This is a genomic window from Parabacteroides distasonis ATCC 8503 (genome assembly GCF_000012845.1).
Classification (GTDB): domain Bacteria; phylum Bacteroidota; class Bacteroidia; order Bacteroidales; family Tannerellaceae; genus Parabacteroides; species Parabacteroides distasonis.
Genome location: NC_009615.1, coordinates 4,524,074 through 4,539,974 on the forward strand (window position 1 = coordinate 4,524,074; position 15,901 = coordinate 4,539,974).

At 45.1% G+C, this 15,901-nt stretch carries 13 protein-coding genes; 6 read left to right on the forward strand and 7 right to left on the reverse strand.

All coding sequences use genetic code 11. The features are described from left to right. Positions 1-16: 16 nt before the first annotated feature. The 3 genes from BDI_RS18525 to BDI_RS18535 all read left to right on the forward strand — a co-directional run bounded on the left by BDI_RS18525 (position 17) and on the right by BDI_RS18535 (position 2,345). Positions 17-1,387, forward strand: a complete 1,371-nt coding sequence (locus tag BDI_RS18525; RefSeq protein WP_041525630.1) for an MATE family efflux transporter — start codon at positions 17-19, stop codon at positions 1,385-1,387. Positions 1,388-1,470: 83 nt separating this feature from the next. Next, on the forward strand, positions 1,471-1,896 hold the full coding sequence (locus BDI_RS18530; RefSeq protein WP_041525709.1) for an META domain-containing protein: 426 nt from the start codon (positions 1,471-1,473) through the stop codon (positions 1,894-1,896). Next, positions 1,896-2,345, forward strand: coding sequence for an META domain-containing protein (locus BDI_RS18535; protein ID WP_008772651.1), 450 nt, complete (start codon positions 1,896-1,898; stop codon positions 2,343-2,345). Before BDI_RS18530 ends, BDI_RS18535 begins: the two co-directional genes overlap by 1 nt. Positions 2,346-2,394: 49 nt before the next feature. Here BDI_RS18535 and BDI_RS18540 read toward each other — a convergent pair whose 3' ends face one another. The 5 genes from BDI_RS18540 to BDI_RS18560 form a co-directional block, all read right to left on the reverse strand. Further along, positions 2,395-4,452 (reverse strand): TonB-dependent receptor plug domain-containing protein, encoded by a 2,058-nt coding sequence (locus BDI_RS18540; protein ID WP_012056141.1) that lies wholly within the window; start codon positions 4,450-4,452, stop codon positions 2,395-2,397. Between the two features lie 6 nt (positions 4,453-4,458). Next, positions 4,459-5,652, reverse strand: coding sequence for an exo-beta-N-acetylmuramidase NamZ family protein (locus BDI_RS18545; protein ID WP_012056142.1), 1,194 nt, complete (start codon positions 5,650-5,652; stop codon positions 4,459-4,461). A 70-nt stretch (positions 5,653-5,722) separates the two neighbouring features. Beyond that, on the reverse strand, positions 5,723-6,022 hold the full coding sequence (locus tag BDI_RS18550) for a nucleotidyltransferase domain-containing protein (RefSeq protein WP_012056143.1): 300 nt from the start codon (positions 6,020-6,022) through the stop codon (positions 5,723-5,725). A gap of 9 nt (positions 6,023-6,031) precedes the next feature. After that, positions 6,032-6,466, reverse strand: a complete 435-nt coding sequence (locus tag BDI_RS18555; protein ID WP_012056144.1) for an HI0074 family nucleotidyltransferase substrate-binding subunit — start codon at positions 6,464-6,466, stop codon at positions 6,032-6,034. A 360-nt stretch (positions 6,467-6,826) separates the two neighbouring features. Further along, positions 6,827-7,960: an AAA family ATPase gene (locus BDI_RS18560; protein WP_012056145.1), complete on the reverse strand. Its 1,134-nt coding sequence runs from the start codon at positions 7,958-7,960 to the stop codon at positions 6,827-6,829. 197 nt (positions 7,961-8,157) lie between these two features. Here BDI_RS18560 and BDI_RS18565 point away from each other — a divergent pair, with 197 nt between their 5' ends. The 3 genes from BDI_RS18565 to BDI_RS18575 all read left to right on the forward strand — a co-directional run bounded on the left by BDI_RS18565 (position 8,158) and on the right by BDI_RS18575 (position 14,071). Beyond that, the gene (locus tag BDI_RS18565; protein WP_012056146.1) at positions 8,158-10,572 is read left to right on the forward strand and encodes a S9 family peptidase; all 2,415 of its coding nucleotides are present in this window, start codon (positions 8,158-8,160) and stop codon (positions 10,570-10,572) included. Between the two features lie 146 nt (positions 10,573-10,718). Continuing rightward, positions 10,719-11,261, forward strand: a complete 543-nt coding sequence (locus BDI_RS18570) for an HDIG domain-containing metalloprotein (RefSeq protein ID WP_005858951.1) — start codon at positions 10,719-10,721, stop codon at positions 11,259-11,261. Between the two features lie 65 nt (positions 11,262-11,326). Further along, on the forward strand, positions 11,327-14,071 hold the full coding sequence (locus BDI_RS18575) for a putative LPS assembly protein LptD (protein WP_012056147.1): 2,745 nt from the start codon (positions 11,327-11,329) through the stop codon (positions 14,069-14,071). 63 nt (positions 14,072-14,134) lie between these two features. On the opposite strand, the gene ung is transcribed toward BDI_RS18575, so the two are convergent. Together ung and asnA are read right to left on the reverse strand one after the other, a co-directional pair. Next, complete coding sequence (gene ung, locus BDI_RS18580) at positions 14,135-14,797, reverse strand: uracil-DNA glycosylase (RefSeq protein WP_005858947.1); 663 nt, start codon at positions 14,795-14,797, stop codon at positions 14,135-14,137. Between the two features lie 21 nt (positions 14,798-14,818). Continuing rightward, on the reverse strand, positions 14,819-15,856 hold the full coding sequence (gene asnA / locus BDI_RS18585) for an aspartate--ammonia ligase (protein WP_005858945.1): 1,038 nt from the start codon (positions 15,854-15,856) through the stop codon (positions 14,819-14,821). Positions 15,857-15,901 lie beyond the last annotated feature (45 nt).

Here is a 15,901-nt window from a genome sequence, read left to right on the forward strand (position 1 = left end):
AAGCAGATCAATGGACATGTATAGACTATTCCGTGCCCCGAGAGGGCTGAGAGGCAAATTATTTAAATTAACAGGGCCTATCTTTCTGGAAACCTTGCTGATGTTGACTTTAGGCGTGGTGGATACGCTTATGTTGAGCCATCATTCCGATAATGCGGTGGCAGCGGTAGGTGTGGTTAATCAATTGCTGAACATGGTATTTCTGCTGTTCAATATTACCACGACCGGAACGTCTGTCATGTGCGCCCTCTATTTTGGGGCGAAAGATAATAAGAGTTTTATTCAGGTGTTAGGAACCTCCTTGTTGTTTAACGCCGGCGTAGGTTGCTTGATCAGCTTGATGCTTTTCTTGTTCGGTAGGGAGATGTTGGTCCTGATGGATATCCGTCCGGATCTGATGCCGGACGCTGAGACTTATATGCACATTGTCGGAGGGTTCGGCTTCTTCCAAGCGGTTAGTTTTACGATATCGGCGGTGCTCCGTGCGGCGAACAAGCCGAATTACGCGATGCAGGTGACCTTGCTGATCAATGTATTGAATGTGTTTGGAAATTATGCATTGATATTTGGCCATTTCGGTTTTCCTGCCCTCGGTGTACAAGGAGCGGCTATCTCTACCTCTGTTTGCCGGGGAGTGGCGATGACACTTTTGTTTATCATGCTGTTCAAGCGGTTGGTGCCTCGTATCCCTTTGGCTTATTTCCGTCCGTTCCCGTTTCAGAAGTTGAGAGACGTGTTGAAGATCGGTTTGCCTTCGGCAGCGGAACAAATCTCGTATGATGCCTCGCAGGTGACGATTGTCTACTTTATCAATATGCTGGGTAATGAGTACTTGACAGCTCGTGTTTATGTGATGAATATCGTAATAATCGGCTATATCTTTTCTTTGTCGATCGCACAAGCTACTTCTATTTGTACCGGCAATTTGGTGGGCGCGAGGAAGAAGCAAGCCGCTTATTTATTGAGTTGGTATGCTTGGAGGAGGTCATTGCTGATTACGCTGGTCGCTAGTACCGGGGTTTATCTGCTGGGACGTCCTTTATTGGGGATATTCACGGAGAATCAAGCAATCATAACGATTGCGATGGGAGCCTTGCTGGTAGATGTACTCTTGGAGCAAGGGCGGGCCACGGTACTGCTGTTCTTATTCTGCTTGCGTTCGGTAGGCGACGTTGTGGTCCCGGTAATTATCGAGTTATTCTGTATGTGGTTCTTTGCCGTGTTCTGCGGGTATATGTTCGGTATCGTGTTCGGATTAGGCTTAGCGGGGATGTGGTTCGCTTTTGCTTTGGACGAGTGTTCCAGGGGAGCGGTACTCTGTTTGCGGTGGCGAACGCAGAAGTGGAAAAAGAGGATGTTAATCAAGAATCCTGTTAATATAAGCTAAAACAGGGTGTTCTTGGGAACATTTCGCCTTCTATTTGCGTCTTACTAATTACAATAGATATTTTATAAAAGATTATGATGAAGATGAAAAAGGTATTGTTTTATGCGTTTTTGCTTCCCGCTTTCGTTGGGATGATGTTTTCTTGTTCAGATGTCAAGACAGATGTGAAGAAGTTGGAAGGTAAATGGAATGTGGTAGAAGTGAAAGGTGAGAAAGTCTTGGAAGAAGGCCTGCCGCAGATGGACTTCAATATGGCTGAGAAGAAATTACATGGAAATACAGGCTGTAATTTATTCAATACGACGATCACGTTAGATCCGGAAGATGTATCTTCTATTACGATCGCTCCGGGCGCTACAACTATGATGGCTTGTCCGAATATGGATTTGGAGACGAGCGTGCTTCAATCGATGGATCAGGTTCGTTCCGTGAAGGGCGGAAAAGATGAGAATGAGATGTTGCTGGTAGACCAAGATGGTAATGTATTATTAGTATTGGAGAGAAATTAATGCGAAAAGGTCTTTTTTATATTTGCCTGCTTTTGGTAGGCGTCGGTTTGTTCGCCGGCTGTAAATCCAAGAAAGCGGTGGTAGCTTCTTTCTCGGATCTGGATGGTGAATGGGGTGTCGTGGAGATGAACGGTAAGACGTTGAATCCCGAGGAGACTCATCAGGTTTTGGTGTTCGACGTGGCTCGTCAAGGGCTTTCGGGAAATGCCGGTTGCAATCGGTTGATGGGGAAGATCGAATATAATGATGCTTATAGAAATATCATTAAGTTCCCACAGGTAGCGACTACCCGAATGGCTTGCCCGGATATGAGCGGCGAACGTGAGTTGCTGGAAGCGCTTAATAAGGTGGTGCGCTTTGAGGCACAGGGTGAGGCGGCTCCTGTTACGGAAATCGCTTTGTTCGGGACCAATAATGATAAGTTGTTGGTGATCAAAAAGCAAAAATAAAATCACCCAGTTGTAGAGACGGGGCACGCCCCGTCTCTACAACTGGGTATTAATATTTGAAACTATAACGGAATCCTGCCTTAAACCAAATACCCGGTTGGGGGATATTTCCCAGATCATAATAAGTGGAATTGAGCAGATTATTTAACTCCGCATATAGATTTAACCGCTGATATTCCCAATTTACTTTCATATCTACTAAGCAATAAGGAGCGTAAGGTTCCTCATAAGCCGGCTTAAGATTCTCGTATTTAGTATAACTACCTGCCCGGTCTTGCCAACGGACATACCAAGTGGCCGAAAAACCTTTCCAGATAGAATGGCTTAATTGAGCCGTGAACTTGTGCTTCAGATAATCTAACGCATAATTCGATATATACCCCTCACTATCCTTGTCTTGATGGATAAACGCATATCCCAGTTCTATTTTCCGGATAAAGAACCGTTCGTTGCCCAGTTCCCTCGGTAATAAACTCAGGTTAGTCTCGAAACCAAGGTTATCGACTTTTGTCAGATTTTGGCTTTCCCAGATATCTTCCGGTTTCTCTTTCACCCAATCGATCATGTTCTTACCTTTTCGGTAAAAGCCGGCTATATGAGCCCGGAGGAAGTAAGTGTTGTATTTCAGTCCGACCTCGAATGCCTCGCTTTCCTCCGGTTTTAGGTCTGGATTTCCTTTATTCGTCTTACCCTCATAATAAAGATCGGTGAAAGTCGGCATGCGCAATGCCCGGTTCCAGCTCCCATACAGACGGACATTGTCCCCGATACGGTAACTGGCATCTATTCCCGGATAGAAATGAATCCGTTCGTTTAAGGCCGAATTATAGTTTGCCAAGACCCCGACTGACAACGTGAAGCGGCGTAATAATACGTTATGCTCAAGAAAGTAGCTGATGTTACTTCGGTTATCGCTTTTTAGATATTGCCCCTCTTTCTCGAAAGGAACATCCTGCGGTTCCTTCATCGGCTTGCCTAATACATTACTCTTTACTCCCTCGTTTCGGAATTCCACGCCCATACTGGTTCTTCCTAGTTTCCACTGTGTCGTGGCGTTGAGGTTGGCTCCGAATACTTCCGTCTCATGGTAATTATGCCCGGTATACCAATCGGCGGGATCGCTACGGAACAACTCGTACCGGTCGAAATGTCGGGTCCAGTATACCTTGGGGGTGAACTTGATTTTGCCATGTGTTTCTCCTCCGGCGGAGAGGAAGAAGCGGCGAGTCTTGTCGTATTGGTTGGGATAGGAAGCGGAGTAGAAGCTATTCGCTCCATAACCTTTGTCGTTGTATCCGGCTTGGAATTGGAAATCGGCCTCCTCGCTTTTAAGTTCCGATTGCCAAAAAAGATTTAATTGTTTGAAGTCCGTATTGTCTATATACCCTCCGGACGAGGCATACCCTGCGGAAAGGCGCTGTCCGAAATGAGTGGTCGCATGATTGATGGCAGCCTCCAGTTTCCAGAGCTTATGCATTCCGGCGTAATTGTCGGTCGAGATCCTGTTCTCTTTTCCTGTTTTCGTGATGATATTGATCGCTCCGGCGAAAGCGCTGGCCCCGAATATACGGGAAGAAGGGCCGGATACCACCTCGATGCGCTCTATGTCCGAGAGATTCACCGGGAGGTCAAAACTATAATGGCCGGTTTGTGGGTTGGAGAGGTTGACCCCGTTTAAGAGAACCGCTATTTGGTCGAACGTCCCTCCCCGGATGGAGATATCGGCTTGGGTGCCTCCTTCTCCTCGTTGCCGGACGTCTATTCCCGCGGCATATTCTAAAAGATCTTGGATACTGGTGACAGGCGCCGCCGCGATCTCACGGGCGGGAATGACTGTCACGATCTTGGTCGCTTGGTTCCGTGCGATAGGCGCACGGGAGGCGGTAACTTCTACCTCTTCCAGCTCTACGGAAGCTTCCTCGCCGGTCCGGTTAGGCTCGATTACCTTTTGGGCTTGCGCCGTGTCGGGCAGGGCGAATAGTAACGTGCTTGCTGTTACGACTCCAATGTTAATGACTTTGTGCATACTCCGGAACGCGGCGTAACGTTTCCGGTCGAATCGGCGGAAACGTACGGCGACTTGGGTATGCGACTCCCAATAATTCATTCGTTCTTATTTTTTATTTTGAGTAGGATAGTCCGGATAAAGTAAATACTTTTTACGCATGGCCTTGTATTGATCCAGCTCGGGTTTCCAACTTTCCCGGATCTCTTTCTCGGATAAGCCCCTTACGATCTGGTAGCGGAGCTGCTTCGTGCCTGCCAATAAATCGAACCAGTTCGGACGGGAGAAGAAAAAGGCTTGATCCTTTCCCGCTTTATTGTAGAAGTCGAGGAAGAATCGCAAGGTTAATCCTCCTTCGAACGGATATTCCCGCAGATCGATGCCGTAACATACTTTATCCTTTTGCAAGGGATTGGTATCGAATCCGGGCAAGGAGGTCGGGGTAAAAGTGAAATCCCCGTATTTAGGGTCCGGGAAACCTAGTACTTGAAACGGATAATAGGTTCCTCTTCCCACGCTAACGTTCGTAGCCTCAAAAAAGCAAAGCGACGGATACAGGCGGATAGACTGGTCATTCGGGAGGTTCGGAGAGGGCTTGACCGGCAACCAATAGGGATCTCCGTGTTTCCAATTCTCCATCTTTACGATCTTTAACCGGCAGGTATCGGGCGTACTTTTCAGCCAGCCTTCCTTATTGATCATCCATGCCAATTCCCCTACGGTTAAGCCGTGCAAGATCGGGAGCGGATCGACACCTACGAAAGACTCAAATCCCTTTTGGCGGATCGGCCCGTCTACAAAGTCATTTGGGTTCGGGCGGTCCAACACGATAAACTCTTTGTTGTTTTCGGCGCAGGCTTCCATCACGTAATGCATCGTACTGATATAGGTGTAGAAACGGGCACCTACATCTTGTATATCGAAAACAATCACGTCGAGGTCGCCCAGTTGCTCGGCGGACGGTTTCTTATTTTTTCCATAAATAGAGATGATGGGGATGCCTGTTTTCAAGTCCCGGCTATCTTTTATCTCCTCTCCGGCATCACCGGTTCCCCGGAATCCATGTTCCGGAGCGAACACCTTCTTAACGTCTATGCCTTCCGCTACTAGCGCATCTAATAAATGAATCTGCCGCTTTTCCAAAATGGAAGTCTGGTTGACCACTAATCCGACCCGCTTATCCTTAAGCAAACGGATGACGACATCCATCCGCTCGGCACCTAGCTTTAACGGGGCGTTTTGTGAATAAACCGTTGGCGTCAAGCTAAAAAGTATGACTAGAAATATAAAGATCTGTTTCATTACATTATATAATATATCACTGTGTACTGATCGCGAAAGTACGAAATGTTTGTGAGAAATGAATGCGGGGCTATCTTGAATAGAAAATTTTACCTACTCGGTCGATATGTTCCCCGATAGGAGTCCCTTTTTGTTTCTGATAATTAAGCAAGTCGACTTTGTAAAGTAAACCCAAATCATCGATACGGTTGTTTATGTCGAGCTGTTGGCCAAAGGTGATATCTTCTCCATCCATGGCAAGGTCGATGTCTGAGCCTGCATGACTCGTGCCTTTGGCTCGCGAGCCAAAGATAAGTACACGCCGTATGTTGCCATACCTGCGAAATACCTCACGCAACTCTTCAACCACGTTATCGCTTAATCCAAACATAATAAACTATTAAAATAGATCTTTGTTCTCCGTCTCGTTCTTACGAATAATCAGCAAATCCCTTAGTTCCCTTAACAAGGGAGCGTAGTCTGCGTAAATCCCTTTTGCGATCTCATCCGCCTCGCCCTCGTTGTATGTATGCGAGGTCAGGATTCGGGCTTTTGCCATCTTTCGCCATCGATCATGATCCTTTATCAATCCATTCTCAAAAGCCAACTGAAGGGTCGTGTTCGGGCCTGTCTGGAATTGGAATCCCAGATATTGCATATAATCTTGCAACACCTTCCAAGCCAACTCAAACGTATATTCAAAACGTTGAATAAGCCCCTCTTTCTCCAGTTCCGATAAAGCATCATATTCCATCGTATCCGTTATTGTCAATAAACGGGCACATGCTTTGGAGAAATTATCGAAACGTTGCAACCAACGAATATCCCTGCTCATAGTCGTCTTATTTTGTATATGGGCAAAGATAAACTTTTTCTTCCGTATCCGCAAAACAGGGCTTGTCGCTTTATAAGCCGAAATCTCTTGCGGAATAGTCCGGGATCTACTCTATGAGTAGGATGAAAACTACTTAGTAAGCAGACCCCCTGTTTACTTACTAAGAAGATGAAGGTCTACTTACTAAGTAGTGTCCGGCTTTCTTGGTAAAGATATGGAAACCGGAAAATCCACCGTATTTGAAGACGCGCAAGATCGTCCGATCGTGACGCTCGTTCAGGTTGGCAGTTATAGGACTGGTGAAGATAAATAGAAGATGCCCCCTTGCTTTTCATGTCCAGAAAGCTAGGGGGCGTTGTCTTAAACGCCTCCCAATTCCTTTTTTAGCCACACTTTCATCACCGGATCTGGAATGATGACCTTGCGTTTCTCTATTTCAATCAACTCTTTTTTAACTAATGCCCTCTTTACGATACTGACATTTGCCGATGAGCCAAGTTTATATTTCTGTAGAATCTCTTGCGTGGTAAACTCGCTATGTACTCCATCTAGAATGGCGCGTAAAAAATTCATTTGATAAGTCGTCAGACTTTCGGTCTGTTTCTCGAATAGCGGAGTGTTTTGATCGATGATATCCTGATATGCCTCCTCAAAGTTCTGCTCCGTAGCGACCTTATCTGTATGAATCCATACCAACCATGCTAATTGCTGCACATAGGATGAATGATTGTCTACCCTTTGGCATATCTTTTCAGCCAGTTCTTTTGAAATCTGCTTACCTGTAGCCTCAAAACGACCACATATATAATTGATCCAATCACAAGTCCCGATTTTTGGCAGATAAATAGCATCGCCGAATTTATAAAAGGGAAGACTCTTTTTTTCAAATAGTTCATTCATCAAATGCTTCTTGCTACCGAACAAGCAATAAGACACCGACTTTTGTAATTGCCACACGGAACGTAATCGCTTTTGGAATGTCTTCGAATCCTTAAATTCGGCAATCTGTTGAAATTCATCGATACATACGACAATATTATATCCCTTCTTTTGCGCTATTTTTTCGGGAAGTTGTAATATCTCATCAACATCATTACTTTGAGGATTCATCTCAAGTGATATGGAAAAATCTGTCATGGGATCGGTGCCTATGGATATTTTAGGGCTGATACGTGAGAGGAATAGCTTGGTATTCTCCAGCCATTCATCTAACTTTGAGGAAGTTTGTTTGAGAATGGCTGCAGCGAACGCATCATAAAAATCCCTGTCGCTACGGCATGAGAATATATCAAGATACACGACTTTCAATTTGTCGGATTGCGCCAAGTGACATGCTTTCTGCACTAAAGAAGTCTTGCCCCAACGACGAGGTGAAATCAGTACCGTATTTACACCATGCTGAAAGTTCAACAATAGACGCTCTGTCTCTTTCTCGCGATCGGTAAAATTATCGCCCGATGTCGCGACTCCGAATATAAAAGGCTTATTCTCCATGATTTTTCAACGATTATTCTATCGCAAAGATAATCAATATTAGGTTTGTAATAAAGTTGTTACTAATAAAGTTGTTATTTATCTTTCTAGTAGCTTGTAGAAGAAGTATCTTACACATAACTAATGATCGCTATCTGCTTGGTATCTTGCGGAAAGTTTATATTTTTGAGGCGAATAACAGACAATACTAAGAATCTATGAATGTAAAAACACTTTTTTATGCGGTAGCCTTCTTGAGTTTATCATGGGTGCCTTTTACCTATGCGCAAGATGTCCTACCGGAATATACGCAAGCACGCCGTTTCGCCCCGTCGAATGCGGAACAGCTACTTTTCTCTTATACCCTTACCCCCAATTATTTTAATAATAGTGACAAGTTCTGGTATGAGTATAAGACGAGTGAGGGGACAAACTGGTATCTGGTGGACCCCAATTCGAGAAATAAACGATTATTATTCGATCGGGATGAGTTGGCGGCACAGATAAGCGAGATCGTGAGAGAGCCTTTTACCGGACAACAACTTCCTATCGAAGATTTACGCTTAAAGGAAGATGATCGCACGTTTACTTTCTCGATAAAGGGTACGAACGGGAACTATTTTTTCTCGTATGATTATCCGTCCTCCCGGTTGACTCGGATTACGAAAGACGAGATTCCTGCTAAAATCCGTTGGGCGAATATATCGCCGGATAAAAAGCGGGTCGTCTTCGCGAAAGATTTGAACCTGTATGTCATGAGTTATGAGGATTATGAGAAGGCCGTGAAGGACCCGGAGGATAAGACGATATCCGAGATCGCCTTGACTACGGATGGCGAAAAAGATTTTGGCTTTGGTATGCCCCGGACCTTCTTGAATACCGATACTTTATGTGACCATAAGCGGAAATATGTAATGGGGAACTGGTCTCCCGATGGTCGTTATTTCGCCGCGACTTTGTCGGATCAACGTGCGGTGCAAGATTTATGGGTGATTAACTCGATCGCCAAACCTCGTCCTACACTTGAGACCTATAAATATCAGATGCCGGGAGAGGCGGGTTCTCCAATCGTTCATTTATATCTCTTTGATTTGGAAAATACCGGGAAGCGGAAAGAAATCCGGGTGGATTGTTTTAAAGATCAAACAATCAATCTAGCCTCCAAGCCGGATAAGGAGCGTACGGGACTCACTCGGAACTCGATCTGGTTGGGAGATAACCAGACCTTCTATTTGACCCGTGTCAGCCGGGATATGAAACGGGTGGATATCTGTTCGTATACGATCGGGGAGGATTCGGTAAAAGCGATCATTGAGGAACGTCTAAATACCTCTATGGAAACGCGCCCGCTAGCGATGACCGATAATGGTAAGGAATTGATCCATTGGAGCGAACGGGATGGTTGGGCGCATCTGTATCTATATGATGCGCAAGGAAATTTGAAAAACCGTATCACCAAAGGGCCTTGGCATGTGGACGCCATCGTAGACGTGGACAGTAAGAATCGTGTCGTTTACTTCAAGGCGAATGCCCGGGAAAAGGGAGATACGACTCCTTATTACGAGCATTTGTATCGGGTGAATCTGGATGGTTCGGGCTTAAAGCTGATTACTCCGGGCGATTATTTCCACCTGGTCTCTATGGATAAATCCATGCGATATATCGTGGATAACTATTCTCGTGTCAATACGATCCCGGCTACGGCATTGTATGATAACCAAGGTAATCGATTGATGACCTTGGAGGAGAGTGACTTCTCCCAATTATTCATGGCAGGTTATAAATTCCCTGAGCCTTTTTCGGTAAAGGCGGCCGATGGGGTGACCGATTTGTATGGTGTCATGTATAAGCCTTTTGATTTTGATTCCACGAAAGTATATCCGGTCATTAACTATGTATACCCCGGACCGCAACAGGAGGGAACTTTCTTTCGCTACATCCCGATGAATCCTCGTACGGATCGTTTGGCGCAAGCCGGATTTGTCGTGGTTTGCATGGGACACAGGGGAGGGCATCCCAGTCGCTCCAAGTGGTATCATAATTATGGATATGGAAATTTGCGTGATTATCCGATGGCGGATCATAAAGTGGCTATCGAGCAGTTGTGCGCTCGTTATAAATTCATGGATATCAACCGGGTCGGCATACACGGACACTCCGGTGGCGGTTTCATGTCTACAGCGGCTATGCTGCTTTATCCGGATTTCTTTAAGGTGGCGGTATCTTGTGCCGGCAATCATGACAATAACATTTATAACCGGTGGTGGGGAGAGAAACACCATGGAGTAAAGGAGATCACGGATGATATGGGAAATATCTCGTTCGATATTCGCATCCCGACCAATCAGGAATTGGCGAGGAACTTGAAAGGCCATCTGTTATTAATCCATGGCGATATCGATAATAATGTGCATCCGGCAAATACCATTGTTGTCGTGGACGAGTTGATCAAGGCGGGCAAGCGCTTTGATATGTTGATCGTACCGGGAAAACGTCATCATTTTGATGACTATAATGAATATTATTACTGGCGGATGGTCGATTACTTCTCTGAGTATTTGAGAGGCGAACGGGAAACAGGTGCGGATATAAAAGATTTGAAGCTGGGCAATTGGTTTCAGGGGTATCAGTGATGAGAAGTAGTACTGACTTTGCCAAGTAATACATACTAACATCGCTAACGCAGTATATATTACTTGGCCAATGCAGTATATCTTCTGCGAACTCATCCATATGTGAGAGAGATTGTTTATTTTTGTCTCGCAAAAAAATAAATAGGATGAAACCTCTTGATATAATAAAGAAATATTATCCGGAAAGTTCGGATGCCTACCGGATTTTGGTGACTCATAGCCGTAGCGTGGCGGATAAGGCATTAGCATTGGCCCGTTTGCATCCGGAGATGAATCTGGATCTGACTTTTATTGAGGAAGCGACGATGTTGCATGACATAGGGATCTTTTTGTGTAACGCACCGGATATCGATTGCCATGGGGAGGCCGATTATATCTGTCATGGCTATCTGGGAGCCGATTTAATGCGGAAAGAGGGGTATCCTCGCCACGCCTTAGTTTGCGAGAGGCATACGGGGACGGGGCTTTCGCTTGCCATGATCGAGGAACGGAACCTGCCTGTTCCACATCGGGATATGCGTCCCGTGTCATTGGAAGAACAATTGATCTGTTTCGCTGATAAATTCTTTAGCAAGACTAAATTGACGAAAGAGAAACCGGCTGATAAGATAAAACAGAGCTTATCCAAGTATGGAAATGAGACAGTTGAGCAGTTTGAACACTGGTGTAAACTCTTTTTAGGGGAATAAAAGCATAAGGGCTCGTTTATTTATTATACATTTGCACGCTGTAACACACTGCAAAGAACGAAGTAATGTTTTTGATATATAGAGTCCTAATCATTCTATTCGTTTTCCTCTTGGGAGGCTTGGGCGTGCAAGCGCAGGAGATTGTCGCTCCTGCCGATAGCTTGGCGCAGACTGATTCTCTCTTGGTGGCTCCTACGGATAGTACAACGTTAGCGGGAGATTCGATTCCAGAAAAGCAGACCGGGCTAGATGCTCCGGTCAGTTATCAAGCGACCGATTCTATCGTGATGACAGCTGGCAACTGGGCATATCTTTACGGGGAAGGCGATGTCAAATACCAGAATATCGAGCTGCAATCCGAATTGATCGAGATGAATATGGATAGTAGCATCGTGTTCGCTAAGTTTGGACTCGACTCTATCGGGCAGGAGTTTGGCTATCCGTTGTTTAAGGAGGGCGACCAGCAATATGAGTCGAAGACGATGCGGTATAATTTCGGTACCAAGAAAGGATATATCACGGACGTGATTACCCAGCAGGGCGAAGGGTATGTTACTGCCGGGCGAACGAAAAAGATGGAAGGGGATATCTTGAACATGGTGGGTGGTAAGTATACGACCTGCGACGAGCATGAGCATCCTCACTTTTACATCCAGATGACGAAAGCGAAGGTGCGCCCGAAAAAGAATATCGTAACGGGTCCGGTCTATCTGGTCTTGGAGGACGTGCCGTTGTATCCGATCGGGTTACCTTTCTGTTTCTTCCCGTTCTCGAGTACATATTCATCCGGTATTATTATGCCGACTTTCGGAGACGAGTCTACCAGAGGTTTCTTCTTGCGTGACGGTGGATATTATTTCGCCTTGAGCGATTATATGGACTTGGCTTTATTGGGAGAGATTTATACGAAAGGATCTTGGGGATTGTCGGCTAAGTCGGCTTACCGTAAACGTTATAAATTCTCGGGCAGTTTTAATGCTTCTTATTTGGTGACGAAATTGGGCGATAAGGGATTGCCCGACTATAATTTATCCAAGGACTTCAAGGTTAACTGGACGCATACGCAAGACCCTAAGGCGAATCCTTATCTGTCTTTTTCGGCGAGCGTAAACTTCTCGACCTCTTCGTATGACCGCAATAATCAGAACAGTTTATATCCGAACGCAAGCGGGTATGCCGACGTGAACCAGAATACGAAGAGTTCATCCATCAACATAACGAAACGTTTCCCGAATAACCCGTTCACGATCTCCGGTACGATGAGTATAAACCAGACGACCCGTGATTCTTCTATCGCCGTAACCTTGCCTAGCATGACGGTTACGATGAGCCGTATCTTCCCTTTCAAGCGGAAGCATCCGGTCGGGAAGGAGCGTTGGTACGAGAAGATCTCCATGAGTTATTCCGGTACGTTCAGTAATAGTATCACGACAAAGGAAAACTTATTATTCAAATCGAATTTGATCAAAGATTGGCAGAATGCTATGCAGCACTCGATTCCGGTAAGCGCTACATTCTCCGTGCTCAAGTACTTGAATATTTCTCCCTCTTTCAATTATAAGGAACGTTGGTACACCAGCAAGATCGAACAGGAATATGATACGCAGAAACAGGCTTTGGTAGCCCGCGACACTACGTATGGTTTTTATCGTATTTACGATTTTAACGCTTCTATCTCTGCGTCTACGACCTTGTATGGTTTTTATAAACCGTTGCCATTCTTGGGTAATAAGGTTGAGATGATCCGTCACCGCTTCGAGCCGTCTATTACGGTAAGCGCCCAGCCGGACTTCGCTTCTTCTCGTTTTGGTTTTTATGAGACTTATGTATATCAAGACGCGAATGGTGAGGATCGTGAATATACGTATTCTCCGTTTGCTCATAATATGTATGGCGTTCCGGGAACGGGAAAACAAGGAAATATCAGTTTTGACGTAAATAACAATATCGAGATGAAGGTGCGTTCGGATAAGGACTCTACTGGATTCAAGAAAATTAGTCTGATCGATAAGCTGTCGTTAGGCATGAGTTATAATATGGCGGCGGATTCATTTAAGTGGAGTGACTTGAGTGTCGGTTTACGTTTGAAATTATCCAAGAGTTATACGTTGAACTTGAATGGTCAGTTCGATACCTATACGTACGATGAGAATGGGCATCGTGTCGATATTCCCCGTTGGAAAGCAGGCAAGGGTATTGGCCGTTTGAGAGGGACTAGCACCAGTTTTTCTTATACATTTAATAATGATACGTTTAAGAAGTTGTTTGGAGGAGGTGATAGTTCATCGGATAAATCTGGGAATCAATCGGCTTCTACGGATCCGAATGCAGATCCGGATGGCTTGAACCCGGATGGAGAAGGAGAGGGCGAGAATAAGGAAAGTGGTGGCCGTCTGTTGGGCAAAAAGAAAGAGACCGGTGAGACAGATGCCGATGGCTATTTAATTTCCAAGATTCCTTGGAGCCTCTCGTTTAGTTATGGTTTGAGTTTGCGGTATGGTGATTTTAATCGTTCTAAACTGGAGTATGATTACGCCTTGACTCACTCTTTGAGCTTTAACGGAAATATCCAGCCGACAAAGAACTGGCGTTTTAACTTTAACGCTACTTATGATTTTGACGCTAAGAAGATCTCTTATATGACTTGTAACGTAACTCGTAACTTGCACTGCTGGCAAATGACGGCTAGTTTCGTTCCGGTTGGTCCTTATAAATCCTATACATTCAGTATCGCTGTAAGCTCTGCTTTATTGAAAGATTTGAAGTATGATAAGAGAAGTAATTATAGGGATGGACAGCAGTGGTATTAAGAACCGAAAATTGAGAATTGAAAATTATTGGATTGTATAGCTAATTTTCAATTCTCAATGATCTTACCATTCGATGGGAGTTTGCCCAGTTGCGATTAAATAATCATTGGCTTTGCTGAAATGCTTGTTTCCGAAGAATCCCCGGTAAGCGGAAAGTGGGGACGGATGGGCTGATTTAAGAACCAGGTTACGGGATGAATCGATGAAAGCACCTTTCTTTTGTGCGTAGGAACCCCATAATATGTAAACGATATGGCTTCTTTCAGCCGCCAGACGATGAATAACAGCATCGGTAAAGGTCTCCCAACCTCTATTTTGATGGGAACCGGCTTGATGCGCTCGTACTGTGAGCGTGGCGTTTAGCAGTAATACGCCTTGATCTGCCCAACGAATCAAGTTGCCGGTTGTTGGAACCGGATGCCCTAAGTCATCTTGTATTTCTTTGAATATATTGATGAGGGAAGGGGGGAAAGGTACCCCATCCTGCACGGAGAAACAAAGTCCGTGCGCCTGTCCCGGCTCGTGATAAGGATCTTGGCCGAGGATAACGACCTTCACTTTATCGAACGGGCAGTGCTCAAAAGCGTTGAACATATAAGGACCGGGAGGATAAACAGTACCTTGGCGGTATTCTTGTTTAACGAAATCGGTCAATTGCTTGAAATAATCTTTTTCAAACTCGTCGGCTAACCGTTTTTTCCAGCTTTCTTCAATCTTTACGTCCATAATATAATAGTTGGCTGTTAACTAAATAAGCATCATTCCAGCTGCACGTGCTTCCTTGCGCATCTCCTCCGGCCAGATACTTGCCTGTATCTCTCCGATATGGGCCTTACGAAGATAGAACATACACAACCGGCTTTGTCCGATACCACCGCCGATACTTTGCGGAAGTTCACCGCTCAAGAGGCGTTTGTGGAAATAGAGTTCTTTTTTCTCCCCGGCTTTGCAAATATCCAACTGGCGTAGCAAGGCTTCCTTATTGACGCGGATACCCATAGAGGATAGTTCCATAGAACGGTTTAGTACATCATCCCAAACCAATAAATCCCCGTTCAATCCGGTTTGTCCGTTCTCGGCGATCGTAGACCAATCATCGTAGTCCGGAGCACGTCCGTCATGCTTCTCTCCATTGCTTAGCGAGCATCCGATACCGATAATGAATACGGCCCCGTATTCCTTGGTAATAGCGTCTTCCCGCTCTTTCGGTGTAAAGGTAGGATATTTTTGTAACAAATCCTCTGAATGGATGAAATGAATCTGTTGGGGGAGCGTCGGGCGGATTTGAGGAAACATCTCGTAAACTAAATATTCGGTACGGACCATAGCGGCATATATGCGACGGACGATTTCCTTGAGGAAATCGATCTTACGTTCGCTTTCGCTCATTACACGTTCCCAGTCCCATTGATCCACGTATAAAGAGTGTAAATTACCTAGCTCCTCGTCTGAGCGGATGGCATTCATGTCGGTGTAAATACCGTAACCTTCTTCAATGTGGTAATCGGCGAGTGTCAGTCGTTTCCATTTGGCGAGTGAATGTACGATTTCTGCTTTAGAGTCGTTTAAATCCTTGATAGGAAAAGTGACGGCTCGCTCGGTCCCGTTAAGATCATCATTGATACCCATGCCCTTAAGTACGAATAAAGGTGCGGTTACGCGTCTTAGGCGCAGCTCGGATGAGAGGTTTTGCTGGAAAAAGTCCTTGATCTTCTTGATTCCCATTTCAGTCTGGGATAAGTTAAGTAAGGCTTTATACCCTGCGGGTTTAATAAGATAGCTCATATACTTGTTGTACTTTGTGTTTGTGAAATATGTGCGGCAAAGATA